Annotated in this window: 16 protein-coding genes; 9 read left to right on the top strand and 7 right to left on the bottom strand. The window is 60.8% G+C overall.

What is annotated here, in order from left to right; all coding sequences use genetic code 11:
* Positions 1 to 525: a gamma carbonic anhydrase family protein gene (locus HWE17_RS13000; RefSeq protein ID WP_035821175.1), complete on the bottom strand. Its 525-nt coding sequence runs from the start codon at positions 523 to 525 to the stop codon at positions 1 to 3.
* A gap of 207 nt (positions 526 to 732) precedes the next feature.
* Here HWE17_RS13000 and HWE17_RS12995 point away from each other — a divergent pair, with 207 nt between their 5' ends.
* The 8 genes from HWE17_RS12995 (at position 733) to bamC (ending at position 7,785) form a co-directional block, all read left to right on the top strand.
* The gene (locus tag HWE17_RS12995; RefSeq protein WP_176389016.1) at positions 733 to 1,608 is read left to right on the top strand and encodes an alpha/beta fold hydrolase; all 876 of its coding nucleotides are present in this window, start codon (positions 733 to 735) and stop codon (positions 1,606 to 1,608) included.
* A gap of 90 nt (positions 1,609 to 1,698) precedes the next feature.
* Positions 1,699 to 2,532, top strand: coding sequence for a 3',5'-nucleoside bisphosphate phosphatase (locus tag HWE17_RS12990; RefSeq protein ID WP_176389015.1), 834 nt, complete (start codon positions 1,699 to 1,701; stop codon positions 2,530 to 2,532).
* Positions 2,533 to 2,625: 93 nt separating this feature from the next.
* Positions 2,626 to 3,510, top strand: coding sequence for a protease HtpX (htpX, locus tag HWE17_RS12985; RefSeq protein ID WP_176389014.1), 885 nt, complete (start codon positions 2,626 to 2,628; stop codon positions 3,508 to 3,510).
* 38 nt (positions 3,511 to 3,548) lie between these two features.
* Positions 3,549 to 4,172 carry an L-threonylcarbamoyladenylate synthase gene (locus tag HWE17_RS12980; RefSeq protein ID WP_035821164.1) on the top strand — a complete coding sequence of 208 codons (624 nt, stop codon included), beginning with the start codon at positions 3,549 to 3,551 and terminating at the stop codon, positions 4,170 to 4,172.
* A gap of 83 nt (positions 4,173 to 4,255) precedes the next feature.
* Positions 4,256 to 4,933: a site-2 protease family protein gene (locus HWE17_RS12975; protein ID WP_035821162.1), complete on the top strand. Its 678-nt coding sequence runs from the start codon at positions 4,256 to 4,258 to the stop codon at positions 4,931 to 4,933.
* 42 nt (positions 4,934 to 4,975) lie between these two features.
* The gene (locus HWE17_RS12970) at positions 4,976 to 5,548 is read left to right on the top strand and encodes a bifunctional 2-polyprenyl-6-hydroxyphenol methylase/3-demethylubiquinol 3-O-methyltransferase UbiG (RefSeq protein WP_035821159.1); all 573 of its coding nucleotides are present in this window, start codon (positions 4,976 to 4,978) and stop codon (positions 5,546 to 5,548) included.
* Positions 5,549 to 5,632: 84 nt separating this feature from the next.
* On the top strand, positions 5,633 to 6,511 hold the full coding sequence (dapA, locus tag HWE17_RS12965; RefSeq protein ID WP_035821156.1) for a 4-hydroxy-tetrahydrodipicolinate synthase: 879 nt from the start codon (positions 5,633 to 5,635) through the stop codon (positions 6,509 to 6,511).
* 80 nt (positions 6,512 to 6,591) lie between these two features.
* Positions 6,592 to 7,785, top strand: coding sequence for an outer membrane protein assembly factor BamC (gene bamC / locus HWE17_RS12960; protein WP_176389013.1), 1,194 nt, complete (start codon positions 6,592 to 6,594; stop codon positions 7,783 to 7,785).
* A 172-nt stretch (positions 7,786 to 7,957) separates the two neighbouring features.
* On the opposite strand, the gene HWE17_RS12955 is transcribed toward bamC, so the two are convergent.
* Positions 7,958 to 8,212 carry a hypothetical protein gene (locus HWE17_RS12955; protein ID WP_034783358.1) on the bottom strand — a complete coding sequence of 85 codons (255 nt, stop codon included), beginning with the start codon at positions 8,210 to 8,212 and terminating at the stop codon, positions 7,958 to 7,960.
* Positions 8,213 to 8,566: 354 nt separating this feature from the next.
* Entirely contained in the window at positions 8,567 to 9,688 is a 1,122-nt protein-coding gene (locus HWE17_RS12950; RefSeq protein WP_035821152.1) for a cupin domain-containing protein, read from the bottom strand.
* A 93-nt stretch (positions 9,689 to 9,781) separates the two neighbouring features.
* Between HWE17_RS12950 and HWE17_RS12945 the strand changes: the two genes are divergently transcribed.
* Positions 9,782 to 10,327: a peptidylprolyl isomerase gene (locus tag HWE17_RS12945; protein ID WP_176389012.1), complete on the top strand. Its 546-nt coding sequence runs from the start codon at positions 9,782 to 9,784 to the stop codon at positions 10,325 to 10,327.
* A gap of 54 nt (positions 10,328 to 10,381) precedes the next feature.
* Here HWE17_RS12945 and HWE17_RS12940 read toward each other — a convergent pair whose 3' ends face one another.
* The 4 genes from HWE17_RS12940 to HWE17_RS12925 form a co-directional block, all read right to left on the bottom strand.
* Positions 10,382 to 11,419: a hypothetical protein gene (locus HWE17_RS12940; protein WP_176389011.1), complete on the bottom strand. Its 1,038-nt coding sequence runs from the start codon at positions 11,417 to 11,419 to the stop codon at positions 10,382 to 10,384.
* On the bottom strand, positions 11,416 to 14,109 hold the full coding sequence (mutS, locus tag HWE17_RS12935; protein WP_176389010.1) for a DNA mismatch repair protein MutS: 2,694 nt from the start codon (positions 14,107 to 14,109) through the stop codon (positions 11,416 to 11,418). Before mutS ends, HWE17_RS12940 begins: the two co-directional genes overlap by 4 nt.
* Positions 14,110 to 14,556: 447 nt before the next feature.
* Positions 14,557 to 15,114, bottom strand: a complete 558-nt coding sequence (locus HWE17_RS12930; RefSeq protein ID WP_152598755.1) for a hypothetical protein — start codon at positions 15,112 to 15,114, stop codon at positions 14,557 to 14,559.
* On the bottom strand, positions 15,111 to 17,330 hold the full coding sequence (locus tag HWE17_RS12925) for a serine/threonine-protein kinase (protein WP_176389009.1): 2,220 nt from the start codon (positions 17,328 to 17,330) through the stop codon (positions 15,111 to 15,113). The genes HWE17_RS12930 and HWE17_RS12925 overlap by 4 nt, the downstream gene beginning before the upstream one ends.
* Between the last annotated feature and the right edge of the window lie 211 nt (positions 17,331 to 17,541).

The following is a 17,541-nucleotide window of genomic DNA, read 5'->3' as shown; positions in this document are numbered from 1 at the left end:
TTATCCAATCTTCTTGAGTTGCGTATTAAATAGCTGGCCGCGTTGCACATAGTTCACGGCGTTGCTTTGTAGCCTGGTGATATCGTCTGCCGTCAGAGCCCGCACGGCTTTCGCCGGTGAGCCGATGATCAGCATATTGTCGGGAAATTCCTTGCCTTCCGTGACCAGCGCACCCGCGCCGACGAGGCAGTTCTTGCCGATCTTCGCGCCATTCAGGATCACGGCCTGGATGCCGATCAGGGCGCCATCGCCGATGGTGCAGCCATGCAACATTGCCTGGTGACCAATGGTGACGTTCGATCCGATGTCCAGCGGGTAGCCCGGATCCGTGTGCAGCACGGCGCCTTCCTGCACATTGCTGTTGGCGCCCACGGTGATGCGTTCGTTGTCGCCGCGAATCGTGGCGCCGAACCATACGGACGTATTCGCTTCCAGGGTCACCTTGCCGATCACATTGGCCGTGTCGGCAACAAAAGCGGAAGCATCAATCTGCGGCGCATCGGCGCCCAATTGGTAGAGTGTCATCGTTAGCCTGTGGCGGTGGTGGAAGCGCCGGGCACGGCCGGACGCGGAAGTTTTGCGCTATTTTACGCTGTTGCAGGGCAAGTCCGAGCGCCGGGCGTCAATCCGGTATAATTATCGAACGGTCGTACTTTTATGCCCGCACTATCTACAGACACAGCATGTGGCGCCATTCGCGCCACTTTCAAGGCAGGCAATGAGATGAAAACCATGAAACTTTCCCGTTCCGAATTCATCAACATCCGCGGCGCCCGCACGCATGTGCGGCACTGGGGCCGAGAAGGCGCGCCCATCCTGTTCATGGTGCATGGCTGGATGGACGTGGCCGCCTCGTTCCAGTTCGTCGTCGACGAGTTGCAGGGCGACTGGCACGTGATCGCCCCCGACTGGCGCGGCTTCGGCCTCAGCGACTATACGCAATCGGACACTTACTGGTTCCCCGACTACCTGGCGGACCTGGACGCCATGCTGCTGCATTACTCGCCGGACGCGCCCGTCAACCTGCTGGGCCACAGCATGGGCGCCAACGTGGCCGGCCTGTACGCGGGCGTGCGGCCCGAGCGCATCAGCCGCTTCATCAACCTGGAAGGCTTCGGCATGATGGCAAGCAAGCCGGAGCAGGCGCCGGGCCGCTACGCCAAGTGGCTGGACGAATTGCGCGAGCCGCCCGCCATGCGTAGCTATCCCACGCAAAAGGCCGTGGCCGAGCGCCTGCAAAAGACCAATCCGCGCCTGCCGGACGAGCGCGCGGCTTTCCTGGCCGAGCACTGGTCGGCGCAGAACGAGGCGGGCGAGTGGGACATCATGGGCGACCCGCAGCACAAGCGGGTCAATCCCATCCTGTACCAGGTGGAAGAAGTGATGGCGTGCTGGCGCCGCATCACGGCGCCCGTGCTGTGGGTGGAAGCCGACGATACAAATATGTGGCAATGGATGGGGCCAAAGGAACAAGCGCGCATTGAAATCGACCGGCGTTTGGCCTGCATCAAGGATGTGCGCTGCGAGATGATGGCGGACGCGGGCCACATGCTGCATCATGACCAGCCGGCGGCACTGGCTCGCCTGGTGGAAGCCTTTTTGGCCTGATGTGTGTCTGGAACGCCGCAGCGCGATTGGACAAGCAGCGTACAATGAAAACTTCTTCCATGCTGAGCCCGTGCAGGGTATTGTTTTCACATGCTTAAAGTCGACCTGCATTGTCATTCGAATATCTCCGACGGCGTGTTATCTCCCGCCGCCGTGGCCGCGCACGCACGCAAGGCGGGCGTCGATGTCTGGGCGCTGACGGATCACGATGAAGTGTCGGGCGTTGCCGCCGCGCGCACGGCCGCGCTGGATCTGGGCATGCGCTTCGTGGCTGGCGTGGAAATTTCCATTACCTGGGCTGGCGAAACCGTGCACATCGTCGGTTTGCAAGTCGATGAAAACAATCCGGGTCTGGTGCAGGGCTTGCACCAGACGCGTTCCGGGCGCGATGCGCGTGGCCGCGAAATCGCCCGCCAGCTCGATCTGGCCGGCATCCCCGACGCCTATGAAGGGGCCTTGAAATTCGTTGGCAACCCGGACCTGATGTCGCGCACGCACTTTGCCCGCTACATCGTGGAAATGGGCAAATGCGCGAACATCCCCGACGTGTTCAAGAAATACCTGTCGGAAGGCAAGCCCGGCTACGTCGAGCACCGCTGGGCCACCCTGGCCGAAGCGGTGGGCTGGATACGCGGCGCGGGCGGCGTGGCCGTCATCGCCCATCCGGGCCGCTACCGCTTCAGCGACATGGCGCAAGGCGTGCTGTTTGATGAGTTCAAGCAGCTCGGCGGCGTGGCCATCGAAGTCGTCACGGGCAGCCACAGCCCGGACCAGTATCCGGAATATGCGCAACTGGCCAATGCCTACGGCTTCCTCGCCTCGCGCGGCACGGATTTCCATGCGCCGGGCGAGTCGCGCGTGGATTTTGCCATGCTGCCGCCTTTGCCTTCAAACGTGACCCCGATCTGGCACGACTGGTTCTAGGGCGCGGCTGGCCTGCGCCTGCCATGCGGGCTTGAAAAGTCGCGGCCGCATACTTATCTTTTAGTCATTCTTGTTTTTCCGGAGCCAACGCCCATGAAACGTATCGTCCTGTTTATTGCAACCAATCTGGCCGTGATGCTGGTGCTGTCGCTCGTACTCAGTTTGCTGGGCGTGGGCAATCCGGCGCGCGGCAGCACCCTGAACCTGGGCAGCCTGCTGGTGTTTTCGCTGGTGGTCGGTTTCATGGGGTCGATCTTTTCCCTGTTGATCAGCAAACCGATGGCCAAGTGGAGCACGGGCGCGCGCGTGATCGATAACCCGACCTCGTCGACGGAATTGTGGCTGGTCAATACCGTGCGCGCGCTGTCCGAGCGGGCCGGCATCGGCATGCCGGAAGTGGCCGTGTACGAAGGCGACGCGAATGCGTTCGCCACGGGCGCCTTTAAAAATTCGGCGCTGGTGGCCGTCTCGACTGGCTTGCTGCAAAGCATGAACCGCGATGAAGTCGAAGCCGTGCTCGGCCATGAAATCGCCCACGTGGCCAATGGCGACATGGTCACCTTGACCCTGATCCAGGGCGTGGTGAATACCTTCGTCGTCTTCATGGCCCGCGTCGTGGGCTTCTTTGTCGACAATGTGCTGCTGAAAAATAACAATCGTGAAGGCGGCGGGCGCGGCATCGGTTACTTTGTGACCGTGATGGTGTGCGAAGTGATCTTCGGCTTGCTCGCTTCCATCATCGTGGCCTGGTTCTCGCGCCAGCGCGAATTCCGCGCCGACGCCGGTTCCGCCAAGCTGCTGGGCAGCCCGACGCCGATGATGCATGCGCTGGCCCGCCTGGGCGGCGTGCCGCCGGGCGAGCTGCCGCAATCGATGCAGGCGCTGGGCATCAGCGGCGGCAATGGCGGCTGGGGCGCACTGTTCACCACCCATCCGCCACTCGAACAACGCATCGCCGCGCTGCGCGGCGTACAATAATGCTAACTTAACAAGCTGGTTCGCCAGAACGCTTACACATGAGTCAATTTTTTCATATTCACCCTGACAATCCGCAATTGCGCCTGATCAAGCAGGCGGCGCAGATCATCCAGTCCGGCGGCGTCGTGGCCTTGCCGACCGATTCCTGCTACGCGCTGGTATGCCAGCTCGACGACAAGGGCGCCGTCGAGCGCCTGCGCCGCATCCGTGGCGTGGATGAAAAGCACCATCTCACCTTGCTGTGCCGCGACTTGAGCGAGCTGGGCGTGTATGCGCGGGTCGACAACCGCCAGTTCCGCCTGCTCAAGGCGGCCACGCCGGGCGCCTACACCTTCATCCTGGAAGCGACGAAGGAAGTGCCGCGCCGCCTCAGCCATCCTTCGCGCAAGACCATCGGCCTGCGCGTGCCGCAGCACCGCATCGTGCAATGCCTGCTGGAAGAGCTGGGCCAGCCGCTGCTGGGCGCGACATTGACCTTGCCCGGCGACGAAGACAGCCTGACGGATGCCGACACCATCCGCGAACGCCTGGAAAAACTGGTCGACCTGATCATCGACGGCGGCGTCTGCGCACATGGCCCCAGCACCGTGATCGACCTGACGGGACCGGAGCCGGAAGTGGTGCGCGTGGGACGCGGCGACCCGGCCGTGCTGGGTTTGTAGTGGCTGGCGCAGGGGGCCGAATTTACCTATCTTTAATGGCAACATAAGAAAGTGCCTGGGACGCCTCTGGTAGAATCGCGGTCATGAGCGATTTCAATACGATAGTCCAGACCGTTGCGGTGTACCTGGTGCCGGTGCTGTTTGCCATTTCCCTGCATGAGGCGGCGCACGGCTACGCGGCCCGCTATTTCGGCGATCCCACGGCCTCGAACGAGGGCAGGCTGAGCCTCAATCCCATCCGGCATATCGATCCTTTCGGCACGATCCTGCTGCCCCTGATGCTGTATTTCACGATCCAGGTGCCGTTCGGCTATGCCAAGCCGGTGCCCGTCGATTTCAGCCGCTTGCGCAATCCGAAGAAGCAGATGGCCTGGGTGGCGTTTGCCGGTCCTGGCGCCAATTTCGTCATGGGCTTCGGCTGGATGATCGCCTTTGTCGTGCTCAGCGTTATGCCGCCGACGGAAATGGGCATGTTTTTCCGCAAGATGGCGGGCGCCGGCGTCAGCGTGAATGCGGCCATGTTCGTGTTTAACCTGATCCCCGTGCCACCCCTCGATGGCGGACGCATCATGACGGGCTTGCTGCCGATGCAGCTGGCGCGCCCTTACGCCAGCATCGAGCGCTACAGCCTGTATGTGTTTGGCGCCCTGGTGCTGCTGATGTACACGGGCGTATTGAACCGCGCCTTGCTGGCGGCGATCGAATTTGTCATCGGCATTTTTGTCACCCTGGTCACGCCCCTGACGGCGCTATTGACTTGATGCCAACAACCGGATGCACGCAAATAATTGATGGAAGTACCGATGCAAGTAACTGAACCAATATTAGAAACCGAAGCGATTTCCGGCTGGCTGCGCCGCTGGGCGCCCCTGATTCCCGGCGGCGAAGTGCTGGATCTGGCCTGCGGCGCCGGCCGCCATGCGCGCCACCTGGTGAGCCTGGGCCACCCCGTGATCGCGCTCGACCACGATCCGGAAATGCTGGAAAAGGCGGCCGGCACGGGCATCACCACCTCGCTGGTGGACCTGGAAGCGCCGGGCGCCGTGTGGCCCTTCGCGCCCGGCCGTTTTGCCGGCATCGTCGTCACCAATTATCTGCACCGGCCGCTGCTGGACGCCATGATTGCCAGCCTGGCGCCCGATGGCGTGCTGCTGTACGAAACGTTTGCCGAGGGCAATGAGCAGTTCGGCAAGCCGTCGAATCCGAAATTCCTGCTGAAGGAAGGCGAAATGCTGACCTGGGCGGTGCAGCACGGCTTGCGTGTGGTAGCGTATGAGGATGGGCGCGTGGAACAGCCAAAAGCTGCTCTGGTGCAACGAATTTGCGCCGTCCGGCCGGATTTTCCACGGTTGGCAGCGCTGCTGCCGACGTTTTGAGCGGCCATACTATGTCAGAATGCACCACAGGCGCGGGCTATCCGCTACAATCGTTGTTTTATTTATCGGCGCTATAAACTTACTATGATCAAGGGCAGCATTGTAGCAATCGTCACCCCGATGCACGCTGACGGCAGTCTGGACTTTCCAGGTCTGCGCAAGCTGATCGACTGGCATATCGCCGAGGGTACGGACAGCATCGTCATCGTTGGCACGACGGGCGAATCGGCAACAGTCAGCGTGGAAGAACACTGCGAACTGATCAAGTTGACCGTCGAACATGCCAAGGGACGCATTCCTATCATCGCCGGCGCCGGTGGCAACTCCACGGCCGAGGCCATCAAACTGACGCGCTATGCGAAAGAAGCGGGCGCCGATGCTGTCTTGCAAGTGGTACCGTACTACAACCGTCCTACCCAGGAAGGCATGTACCAGCACTTCAAGGCCATCGCCGAAGCCGTCGACATCCCCGTCATCCTGTACAACGTGCCGGGCCGCACGGTTGCCGACATGAGCAACGAGACCATCGTGCGCCTGTCCGCCATCCCGAATATCGTCGGCGTGAAAGATGCGACCGGCAATATCGGCCGCGGCATCGACCTGCTGCGCCTGGTTCCAGCCGACTTCGCCGTGTACTCGGGCGATGATCCGACGGCCATGGCGCTGATGTTCTGCGGTGGCCACGGCAACATCTCCGTGACGGCCAACGTCGCGCCGCGCGCCATGCACGAACTGTGCGTCGCAGCCATGGCGGGCGAACGTGCCACGGCGATCGCCATCAATAACAAGGTTTTCCCCTTGCACCAGAAATTGTTTGTCGAGCCCAACCCGGTGCCCGTCAAATGGGCGCTGGCCGAAATGGGCCTGATGCCAGCCGGCATACGCTTGCCGCTGGTGCCGCTGGCTGAGAATTGCCATGCCACCGTGCGCGATGCCTTGCGCGATGCGGGCATCCTGTCTTAAGCCGAACTTCAAGCCCGGACTTGACCAGTCCGGACCTTCCCTGATTCCAGCTGCTACTTAGCTTCTTATCCAGTTACGACATGACTAATTGCAAGAAAACCCCATCGGCGCCTGCCACCATCGCCGTCCGCGGCATCGTCATCGGCGCCGTCGCAGCCAGCCTCGCGGGCTGTGGCATGATCAGTTCGGTAGTCGGCGGCGACAAGGTCGATTACAAATCGGTCAAGAAAGCCAGCACCCTGGACGTGCCGCCTGACCTGACGCAATTGCAGCAGGACAACCGTTATTCCTTGCCGGATTCGAAAAACGGCGTGGCCACGGCTTCCGGCTACAACGCCCAGCGCAACGCCACGGCCGGCACGCCCGTCATCATGGGCGCCGACGGCGTGGTTGGTGTCGTGCCCGTCACGGCCGGCGGCGTGAAGGTCGAGCGCGCGGGCAACCAGCGCTGGCTGGTCGTCAAGCAGTCGCCTGAAGTGCTGTGGCCGCAGCTCAAGCAATTCTGGGAAGATTCCGGCTTTACCGTCGCCATCGACCAGCCCACGGCTGGCATCATGGAAACCGAGTGGAACGAAAACCGCGCCAAGCTGCCGCAAGACTTTATCCGCAACACCATCGGCAAGGCTTTCGATTCGATGTACTCGACCGGTGAAAAAGACAAGTTCCGCACCCGCGTGGAACGCCTGGCCGATGGCTCGACCGAGATCTACATCAGTCACCGCGGCGTGGAAGAGGTCGTCACGGGCCGCGACAAGGAAACCACCACCTGGACCGCGCGTCCCAACGATCCGGGCCTGGAAGCGCAATTCCTGGCCAAGCTGATGACGCGCCTGGGCGCGGCCAGCGACGAAGCGCAAGCGAAGACAGCCGTCGACGGCGCCATCGTGCAGCCGCTGCACGCCAAGCTGGTGGGCGACGCCGCCACGCCGGCGCGCGTCATCGAAGTCGATGAAGGTTTCGACCGCGCCTGGCGCCGTGTCGGCCTGGCGCTGGACCGTGTTGGCTTCACCGTGGAAGACCGCGACCGCACGCAAGGCACGTATTTCGTGCGTTACGTCGATCCGGACGCGGTCAAGAAAGATGGTTTCTTCTCGAAACTGTTCAGCTGGGGCTCGTCCTCGGACAAGGACAAGGAAGCGCAGCGCTACCGCGTCCTCGTCAAGGCCGGCAATGGCTCGACCAGCCTGGTCAGCATCCTCAGCAACGAAGGCCAGCCGGACGTCTCGCCAGTGGCCGAGAAGATCCTGGGTCTGCTGAACGACCAGTTGAAATAAGCGGTGTGACAGCGGCAGGTTTGAAAACCTGCCGCGCATTAAAAAGGCTGGCCCGGTGCAAACCGGGTCAGCCTTTTTTATTGCCTGCGTCCGGCGTCATATCCTGCGGAGAAAACGCCAGGCGCAAAAAAGCCGACCCGAGGGTCGGCTTTCTTTAGTGCAGGGTGCTAAATTACTTAGCAGCCGATGCAGCAGCCGAAGCAGCCGAAGCAGCGTCGGTAGCGGCCGAAGCGGCAGCCGAAGCAGCAGCAGCAGCGTCGGTAGCGGCCGAAGCAGCAGCGTCAGCAGCAGCAGCTGGAGCAGCTTCAACTGCTGGTGCTGGTGCTGGGGTTTCAACTACTGGTGCTGGTGCAGGAGCTTCTTCTTTTTTGCTGCAAGCAGCCAGAGCAACAACCATCAGGGAGGCGATCAGCAGGGATTTTTTCATTTGTTTTCCTTAATTATTTCAAAAAATAAATCAATATTGTTGCGATGAATAATTACCGGTAATTATCGCTCGTTAGGTCGTCTTCGAAGGCTTTTCGTACCAGGTGGTGCCTGCCAGACAACGGAAACTTCCTAACCGAATATTATAGCGATTTTTGGTGCGTCGCAATAGGAGCAAGAGGCAAATTCGCAACTATTTTGTGATATCGCAATATTTGCCGAAGCAAATTGCAAGCAAGTGTAAGCGATTTGCGAAAGCGCGACAAAACGATATAAAAATAATATGTTTTATTGCGCTAGCTCAGATGCTGATATTCCACCTGCTGTAATACCACTTTTGCTACACCGCACCCATTCAAGCCAGTTCGATCCAGCCATCCTGATACCACGTATATAAGGCATCCATCACGTCATCGGAAGCCTGGGCCACGGCGGCGCCATCGAGGGCGCGTTCGTTGGCCAGGGTTTCCAGGGCCGTTTTATCGGCCTTGCCAATGGCAAACGATTCGCCATTGATGAAGACATTCTTGCCACGATACAGCATTAGCGTCTTGCGCGACAACACGACACCCTTTTTCTGTGCGGCGTCCGCGAAGCGGCCCACCGTCAGCGGCTTGGACAGCGGCGTGAAAAACACATTGTGCTTGGGTTCCGACAGGTGTTCACCGAGGAAAATGGTCACGTCTTCTTCCGTGAAGCGCACCTTGTTCATTTCTTCCGCGATGGTGCTGAGCATTTCGCGGGGGATTTCCGCCGGCTTGCCCGACGCTTTCAGGTCCGGATCGCTATAGATACCCGGCAAGTCGATCGAGTCGGCCATGAATTGCAGGAAAGCTTCGCCCAGTTCCTGGAACGTCGGCGAGCGGAAGCCGATCGAATACGTCTGGCAATCGCCGATGGCCACGCCGTCGTGCGCGTAGTGGGGCGGCAAATACAGCATGTCGCCCGGTTCCAGCGTGAATTCTTCGTCGGGCGTGAAGTTGCTGAGGATTTTCAGCGGCAAGCCGTCGATCAGGCTCAGGTCCTTCTGCGCGCCGATGCGCCAGTGGCGCTTGCCCTGGCCTTGCAGCAGGAACACGTCATAGGAATCGAAATGCGGGCCTACGCCGCCGCCATCGGTGGCGAAGCTGACCATCAGGTCGTCCAGGCGCGCGTCCGGCAGGAAACGGAACTGGCGCAGCAGGGCGTCGGCCTTGGCGCTGTGCAGGTTGGCGCCCTGCACCAGCAGGGTCCATTCCTTCTGTTTCAGCGAGGGCAGGCTGGTCAGTGGACCTTGCTGCATGTTCCAGTGGCCATCCGCATGGCTGACCAGGCGCGATTCGACATGGTCGAGGGTAGCCAGCTCGGCCAGGGCCTTGAAATCGAACAGCGCCTTGAAGCCAGGCACGGCTTGACGGATCAACAGGGGCTTTTTATGCCAGTAGTCGCGCAGGAATTGCGCCGGCGTGATATCGCCGAGGAGAGTTAATGTTTTCATGCGCCCATTATAACAACCGGAAATGCAGGAATGCGCCTGCCGTTGGCGGCGTGAAGGTATAATTTGCCAGCTTATACAATGAAAGGAAGCATAATGAAGATTGCCAAAAATACGGTCGTGACTGTCAACTACAAACTGTCAGACGCGCAAGACAATCTGATCGAAGACGGCCGCCAGCCGATGGTCTACCTGCACGGTGATTATGAAAACACCCTGCCAAAGATCGAAGAAGAGCTCGACGGCAAGGAAGTTGGCTATTCCAACACGATCCAGATCGAACCGGATGATGCTTTCGGTGAATACGATCCAGCCCTGGTGAAGGTCGAGCCACGCAATCGCCTGCCTGAGCCGCTGGAAGTGGGCATGCAGTTCGAAGGCATGCCGGAAAGCGATTCGCCGGACGAAGAAGCGATGATCTTCACGGTCACCGACATCGCCGACGACAAGGTCGTGCTGGATGGTAACCATCCACTGGCCGGCATCGCGCTGCGCTTCTCGCTGACCGTCGCTGACGTGCGCGAAGCCACCGAAGAAGAAATCGCCCATGGCCACGTGCATGGCGCACACGGCCATGGCGATGAAGATGATGAAGGCGAAGGCGAAGAGGGCGACCACTTCCGTACGCATCCGATTCATTAATACCGCTTGTTCCAGGCCGGCTATATGCCGGCCTGTTCGTTTGTGCCGCTGTTATTAGCGGCGCAGCGTCGACGCCTTGGCGCGCGCCTGCGCAGACGGGCGGGTGGCGCGTTGACGCACCTCAAAGAATGGCGTCTTGCCGGGCCGTACGGCGATGGCGGACCAGTCGTTGTTGATGCTGACGTGGCCCAGGTTGCCTTTCCAGCTGATCTTCGGCCCGCCGGCCTTGGCTGCGGCCTTTTTACTTTTGCCTTCCTTGCCATCCGCGTCGCCATCGCGCTGCGTATCAACCAGTAACACCTTGCCGCTGAATTTTTTCGCCAGGGTGCGGATCTGCTTGCGCGGTCCGGCAAAGCCATCCTGTTTCGAGCTGAAGCTGGGCAGCAACGAATTGTCGTCTTCATCGAGCGCGCCCACGTCGCCATCGGAAAACAGCACGATGCCGTCGAGCTGCTTGCGCTGCGCCATGGCGAACAGGCGCTGCAGCCAGGAACGGTTGGCGACCAGGCGGTCTTCGAATTCGCTATTGCGTCCCGCTTCCGGCAAGAAATGGTTGTTGTTGGCGGGCAGGTTGACGGTGGCAAACAGCACGCCGCCGTATTCCCAGTGGGCGTTTTCCGCATAGCTGCGGAACTTCGCCGTCGATGATAATCGCGACAGGGTCAGCTTGCGCTGGCCCAGGCTCTGGTCGTCGGCAAAATATACGTCGCGCAGCCGGTTCAGGCGTTCGATGGCGTTGACCCTGCCGCGCGAGTTGCGGCAGTTGGCCCAGTCGCTGGCCGACAACGAGACGATCAGCGGCGGGCCGCTGGCGTCCAGCAAATCCTTGCGCTGGCCATACAGCTTGTCGCTGCACGACTCACTGGCGGCCTTGATGCCGGTGGCCACGACGAACGACGCATTGAAGGCGCTGGTGTCGGCGATGGCTTTTTTCAGGGGGCCATCGTCCGGCCCCGCGTTGAAGGAGTGGCCCAGCACGGCAAACTCGAAGCCGGCCTGATCGCTTTGGGCGGCCAGCGCCGCTTGCCATGGCAGGCTGGCAGCCAGCAAGCCGGCGGCCAGCAGGTGGATCGTGCCGCGCCGGCAGGTCATGCGGCGGCCAGCCGTTTCAACTGGTACAACTGCTCCAGCGCATCGCGTGGCGTCAGCGCATCGGGATCGAGGTCGGCGATGGCGTCGAGCAAGGCTTGCTGCGCCGCGTTCAGCGCGGCCAGCGGCGCCGCCGCTTCCTCTTCTTCCTCTTGCGCATATGGATCGCTTGCCGGCGCGGCGAACAGGTCGCGTTGCGGCGTGGCGTCGAGCGCCTGCGCTTCCAGGCGCGCCAGGTGCTTGCGCGCGGCCTTGATCACGGGCTGCGGCACGCCGGCCAGTTGCGCCACCTGCAAGCCATAGCTTTGCGAGGCGGGACCGGCCTGCACCGCGTGCAGGAAGACGATGCTGTCCTTGTGTTCGACGGCGGACAAATGCACGTTGGCGGCGCTCGGGTGGCTGTCCGGCAGTTGCGTCAGCTCAAAGTAATGCGTGGCAAACAGGGTGAAGCTGCGGCTCGTATCGATCAGGTGGCGGGCGATGGCCCAGGCCAGGGCCAGGCCGTCGAAGGTCGAGGTGCCGCGGCCCACTTCATCCATCAGCACCAGCGAGTGCTCGGTGGCGCCGTTCAAAATTGCCGCCGATTCCGTCATTTCCACCATGAAGGTCGAGCGTCCGCCCGCCAGGTCGTCGGTGGCGCCGATGCGCGTGAAGATGCGGTCGATGGGCCCGATGGTGGCGGACGCGGCCGGCACGTAGCTGCCCACGTAGGCCAGCAAGGTGATCAGGGCCACCTGGCGCATGAAGGTCGATTTACCGCCCATGTTCGGACCGGTAATCAACAGCAAACGGCGTTCGTTGACGAAGCGGCAGTCGTTGGCGATGAAGCGTTCGATCTGCTTTTCCACCACGGGGTGGCGGCCTTCGACGATGTTGATGCACGGCTCCTCGACCAGTTGCGGCGCGGCCCAGTTGTGCTGCTGCGCGTGTTCCGTCAGCGCGTTCAGGGTGTCGAGCTGGGCCAGGCCCTGCGAAATGGTCTGCAAAGTCCCAATGTGCGGCGCCAGGTCGGCCAGCAGCAGGTCGTACAGCATCTTTTCGCGCACCAGCGCCTTGTCCTGCGCCGACAGGGCCTTGTCTTCGAAGACCTTCAGTTCCGGCGTAATGTAGCGCTCGGCGTTTTTCAGGGTCTGGCGGCGGCGGTAGTCGTCCGGCACCTTGTCCGTCTGGCCGTGCGTGACTTCAATATAGAAGCCGTGCACCTTGTTGTATTCCACGCGCAAATTGGCGATGCCCGTGCGTGCGCGTTCGCGCGTTTCCAGGTCGAGCAGGAACTGGCCTGCGTTTTCCGACAGCGCGCGCAATTCGTCCAGTTCCGCGTCAAAACCGGTGGCAAACACGCCGCCGTCGCGCACCATGGCGGCCGGTTCCTGCGCCACGGCGCGCACCAGCAAGTCCAGGCAGGCCGTTGGTGTGGCCAGCGCCGCGTGGATGGCGGCCAGCAAGCCCGTTTCGCCGCCCTGGCCAGGACCATAACAACGGACGACGTCGCCGCGCAGGGCCGGCAGTTGCAGCAAGCCGTCGCGCAGGGCGGCCAGATCGCGCGGACGCGCCGACAGCAGCGCGATGCGTGTGGTGATGCGTTCGATATCGGGCACTTGCGCCAGGGTGGCGGCGAGCGGACCGGCCGCTTCGCTTTGCGCCAGCGCGGCGATGGCTTCATGGCGCGCGCGCGCCACGTTCTGGTCGCGCCGCGCATGGTGCAGCCAGTGGCGCAGCATGCGTGAACCCATGGCCGTGCGGCAATGATCCAGCAGGGAAAATAAAGTGGGCGATTCCTGGCCGCGGATGGTTTCCGTCAGCTCCAGGTTGCGCCGCGTGGCCGCGTCCAGGCCGATGAATTCGCTTTCCGTTTCTGTCGTCAGGGAGCGCACATGCTGCAAGCCGCGGCCCTGCGTCGATTGCGCATAGCGCAGCAACGCGCCGGCCGCGCCGAACGCGGCGCCGAGGCCATCGGCGCCAAAGCCCGTCAGGGTCGCCACGCCCAATTGATCCAGCAGGGCCTTGTGGCCGCCGACCACGTCGAAATGCCAGTCCGGCACGCGGTTGATGTGCGTGCCCGCGTAGTCGTCGAACAGGTTGCCATTGTCGCCGCTGAGAATTTCGGCCGGCACGATGCGTTCGAGTTCCTGCTGCAAGCGCACGGCCACGGTGCTGCTGTCGCCGGAAAACTCCATCAGTTTCAATGCGCCGCTGGCCAGCGACAGCCAGGCCAGGCCCGTGGTGACCGTCTTGCGCTGCGTGATGCTGCACATGGCCAGCAGCGGGCGCTCGGCCTTCTCTGGTAGCAAGTCCGCATCCGTCAAGGTGCCGGGCGTGACCACGCGCATGACCTTGCGTTCGACGGGCCCCTTGCTGGTGGCCGGGTCGCCGATCTGCTCGCAAATGGCCACCGACTCGCCCAGCTTGACCAGCTTGGCCAGGTAGCCGTCGAGCGAATGAAACGGCACGCCGCACATTTTAATAGGGTTGCCACTGGCCACGCCACGCGCCGTCAAGGTAATGCCCAGCAGGCGCGACGCTTTCTCCGCATCCTCGAAAAACAGCTCGTAGAAATCGCCCATGCGGTAGAAGACCAACATCGTCGGGTGGTTTTCCTTGATGCCTAAATATTGCTGCATCATCGGAGTAAGCTTTTCAGCGGAATTTTTCTTTGCCGCGGCGGCGTTGATTTCTTTTGGGACGGTGGTCATGTGTTCTTTGTCGTTGGTCCGGCGGCAGGAAAATGCGTGCCTGCCGGGCTGTGTGTGGTGCTGTGTGCAGTCAAGGCCGCGCCATGGGGCGGAGCTTGGGTTCAAGGCCGTCATTTTACCGCTTTCGGCGGGCGGGGCGGCGTATTGCGTGCGGATGTGAAAAAGCCAATCGCGCCATGGTGGCGATTTCGTTGACGGGCCAGGCGCGATGAATTGTCTCGGCCGATGCCAGCGAACTAGTGCAAGGGCCTATGCTTCAACGAGGGTTGTGCTTCGGATACAGGTCGCCGGTATGTCGGCAGCAGCAGGTGTAGGCGACGCCGTGATGGAAAATCTGTGGGTGAATCGATCACACCGTCCGTACGCGCATCAAATAGACGTCATATAAGCATCCCGGCCGCAGTCTGATTGCGGTGCTGTCCTGCCACACCGGGATGCCTGCGGAGATTACCAGCTGCTGCTGCCGCCCACCGAGCTTTCCGGGTCGAAGGAGAAAACGCGCAGTTCTGGCTGGACGTCTTCGCCGCGCATGATGCGTACGGTCATGACGAACGACAATTCCCAGCGGCCGCTTGCATAGCCCACGTCCAAATTGTGCTTCCATTCCTGGCGGATGCGGTGCAATGCCGGCGGTTCTGGTTCACCCAGTAGTTGTTGGATTTCGAAGTCCAGCGGCAGCTGATAGGTGGCACCCACTGCTTGTAAAAATGGTGATGGCGGTGAGTAAATTGTTGGTACTTTCGGACCAATCTGCGTCAGTTGCGGTACGCTGATGATGCAACAGTCGACGATCTGGAATGAGGTGAAGCCACTGTCCTTGGAGCCGCAGCAAGTAATGTCGAGATATACATGTTGGCCCTTCTGGAAGTGTACGCCACCCATGTAGGGGCCGTGGCGCGGATCGGCCGTGCCGTCGCACGAGGTGAAACTGTAATCAAGCTGGTTGGTAATTTGATCTGCATCAAAATGCACGGATAACTTCATCCAAGGGCTTACAGGCGTCATTTTTTACTGTCTCTTTCCAGGTTGATGAGAAATTGTTGGTAGCGGCCGTCGCGCCGCAGGTTCAATAGATCAGGTGTGGACTCGATCAGATTGAGGGGGTAGCCAAGCTTGCTGGCTTTAAATAACGCATCAAGGGCTTCGCTGCGGTTTCCGATGAGCTCGTGAGTGAGGGCGGCGCGAAACTGCACATCCGCTACTTGCGGCCCCAAGCTGAGAGCATGCATGACCCTGCTAAGTGCCTGCTTCTTTTGCTGCGCATAGGCTTGGTAGAGTGCCATGCGCGAATTGATGGTGGTATCGTTGGGCATGCGGTCGAGTAACGGTTGCAACAGGGCAATGGCTCGTTGATACGATTGTTTTGAAGCCTGAACCTGACTTGGTACCCAGCGCTGCGCGTCGGCTAGGTTTGCCCACAGTAAATAGATACCCGGGCCGCCTTTTTTCTCGGAGACAGCGTTTTCAAATGCCTTGACTGCACCCAAGTAATCACCCTTGGCAAAGAGGGATGTGCCCAAATTGGTGTACAGCTCCCAATGGGGGCTGATCTGTAATCCCTGCTGCAAGACTTGCAGAGCCTCGTCACTACGATTCTGTCGCAACAGGGCAGCGTTCAAATACGCATAAGTAATGGGTGACTGAGGGCGCATACGTATGCTTTTGCGGAATGCTTGCTCCGCACTGATGTAGTCATCTTTCTTGTAATACATGTATCCGAGGAGGGAGACGAGCACGTGTTCCTGTGGATAGACAGTCATGGCTTGGTCTAAGACGGACTTCGCCAGTTCGAACTTGTGGTCGACAATGTATAGCCTGGCTTTGCCATACATGGCCAGAAAATTTTTCGGTTCCAGATTCAGCGCAATGCTTGCCTCGCGCAGCGCCTCCTCCTTTTTTCCCTGGAATTCATAAGCCCAGCTCTGCGCGACATGGGCAAGCGCCAATTGGTCATCTGTTGCCAGCGCTTGTTTTGCGCTGACATTGGCGCGTTGTAGCCAGGTGTCGTCACGGCCCTCGCCAATATAGCGTAGGCTTGATGCCAGAGACAGGCCTGCTGCCGCGGCTGCATTGCTAGGATTATGTTGCAGCACGGCCGTAAATTGCGCTAAGGGAAGTTTTTGGCTGGTGTCAAGGTCGAATGTCCGCAGGGCATCCATGCCTGCTTTCATGGCAGCCATCTCGGAGAAGACCAACGTTGCTTGCCGCTCCCGTAGCTTGTCCAACATGTTCGGCCCTTGCCATGCTGCCAGCGCCAGTCCGACAAGCGCGCTGGCAAGCAGTACGGTGCGCTTTACGGGTAGCTGTAACCGGATGGCAATCGACACCGGTGGCTTGGCTGGCTCTACTTCAGCGGCTTGCATATCCGCCGGCGCTGAAGATGCCGGCTGCGCCCCGATCGCCTCGCGCACGTCGCGCATGGTGCGTGGCCGTTCGGCCGGGTCGTGCGCCGTCATCGCGCGCACGAGGGCGTTGATGGTGGGCGGGACGGTTTCCGGCAGGTCGGGCCAGGCTTCCGTCGCCTGCATGTGGGCGGCGGCCAGGGCCAGGCCGTTCAGGTGGGCGAAGTGGCGCTGGCCGGCCAGCATTTCGTACAGCATGGCGCCCAAGGCATACACGTCGCCGCGCGTGTCGGGCAGGCGGCCCATCAGGCGCTCGGGCGCCATGTAGGCAATCGTACCCTGCAAGTCGCACAGGGTGGTCGTTTGCGTGGCTTGCGGGTCGATGTGACGGGCCAGGCCGAAGTCGAGGATGCGCACCTTGCCATCCGCCTCCAGCATCAGGTTCGACGGTTTCAGGTCGCCGTGCACGAGATCCATGGCGTGTGCCTCGTCCATGGCGTCGGCGATCTGGTAGGCGATGTCGAGCGCCGCCTGCAAGTCAGCCTTGCCGCTGTGCATGAACTGGCCCAGGGTCTGGCCTTCGACCAGTTCCATGACGATGGACTGGCTCGAGCCCTGGCCCTCGATGGCAAAGATGCGCACGAAGGCCGCATGCTTGAGCGAGGCGGCCAGGCGCGCTTCATTGATGAGTTTTTCCGGATGTAGCACGTCGGCTTGCGGTTTCAGGCGTTTCAGCGCCACGCTACGGCACAGCTTGGCATCCCAGGCTTCGAATACATGGCCGAAACCGCCTTCGCCCAGCAAGCGGCGCACTTCATAGTGCCCGCTGATCGTATCGTCTTGCTGTGGGGTCTGACGCAGGGAGTCGAGCAGTTCCATATACCTTGGCTTCAGAGTGCATCAACGTGGGCGTCCAGCATCGAAAAAGGGTAATGCGATGTTTGAATGCTCAAGATGATTGATTTTGAGTAACTTCCTGATTTAAAACGATTGTTTCGAATAAGTCAATTAATATTGACAAGGAGTGAACAAAAGTTGCCAATGCAGGCGATTGCCATTTTGGCGGCGGGCAAGCCGTCAATGTGCTCGA

The organism is Janthinobacterium sp. BJB401 (genome assembly GCF_013372745.1).
Taxonomy (GTDB): Bacteria; Pseudomonadota; Gammaproteobacteria; order Burkholderiales; family Burkholderiaceae_D; genus Janthinobacterium; species Janthinobacterium rivuli.
The sequence above is the reverse complement of the archived record's forward strand: the minus strand, read 5'-3'. Positions and strand labels throughout refer to the sequence as shown.

Coding starts and splice junctions, on each gene's coding strand:
- HWE17_RS12970 (WP_035821159.1), top strand. CDS start 4,976: ATGCAAGTAACTGAACCAATATTAGAAACCGAAGCGATTTCCGGCTGG.
- HWE17_RS12975 (WP_035821162.1), top strand. CDS start 4,256: ATGAGCGATTTCAATACGATAGTCCAGACCGTTGCGGTGTACCTGGTG.
- dapA (WP_035821156.1), top strand. CDS start 5,633: ATGATCAAGGGCAGCATTGTAGCAATCGTCACCCCGATGCACGCTGAC.
- HWE17_RS12980 (WP_035821164.1), top strand. CDS start 3,549: ATGAGTCAATTTTTTCATATTCACCCTGACAATCCGCAATTGCGCCTG.
- HWE17_RS12990 (WP_176389015.1), top strand. CDS start 1,699: ATGCTTAAAGTCGACCTGCATTGTCATTCGAATATCTCCGACGGCGTG.
- HWE17_RS12945 (WP_176389012.1), top strand. CDS start 9,782: ATGAAGATTGCCAAAAATACGGTCGTGACTGTCAACTACAAACTGTCA.
- HWE17_RS12955 (WP_034783358.1), bottom strand. CDS start 8,212: ATGAAAAAATCCCTGCTGATCGCCTCCCTGATGGTTGTTGCTCTGGCT.
- HWE17_RS12930 (WP_152598755.1), bottom strand. CDS start 15,114: ATGACGCCTGTAAGCCCTTGGATGAAGTTATCCGTGCATTTTGATGCA.
- htpX (WP_176389014.1), top strand. CDS start 2,626: ATGAAACGTATCGTCCTGTTTATTGCAACCAATCTGGCCGTGATGCTG.
- HWE17_RS12940 (WP_176389011.1), bottom strand. CDS start 11,419: ATGACCTGCCGGCGCGGCACGATCCACCTGCTGGCCGCCGGCTTGCTG.
- HWE17_RS12950 (WP_035821152.1), bottom strand. CDS start 9,688: ATGAAAACATTAACTCTCCTCGGCGATATCACGCCGGCGCAATTCCTG.
- HWE17_RS13000 (WP_035821175.1), bottom strand. CDS start 525: ATGACACTCTACCAATTGGGCGCCGATGCGCCGCAGATTGATGCTTCC.
- HWE17_RS12995 (WP_176389016.1), top strand. CDS start 733: ATGAAACTTTCCCGTTCCGAATTCATCAACATCCGCGGCGCCCGCACG.
- mutS (WP_176389010.1), bottom strand. CDS start 14,109: ATGACCACCGTCCCAAAAGAAATCAACGCCGCCGCGGCAAAGAAAAAT.
- HWE17_RS12925 (WP_176389009.1), bottom strand. CDS start 17,330: ATGGAACTGCTCGACTCCCTGCGTCAGACCCCACAGCAAGACGATACG.
- bamC (WP_176389013.1), top strand. CDS start 6,592: ATGACTAATTGCAAGAAAACCCCATCGGCGCCTGCCACCATCGCCGTC.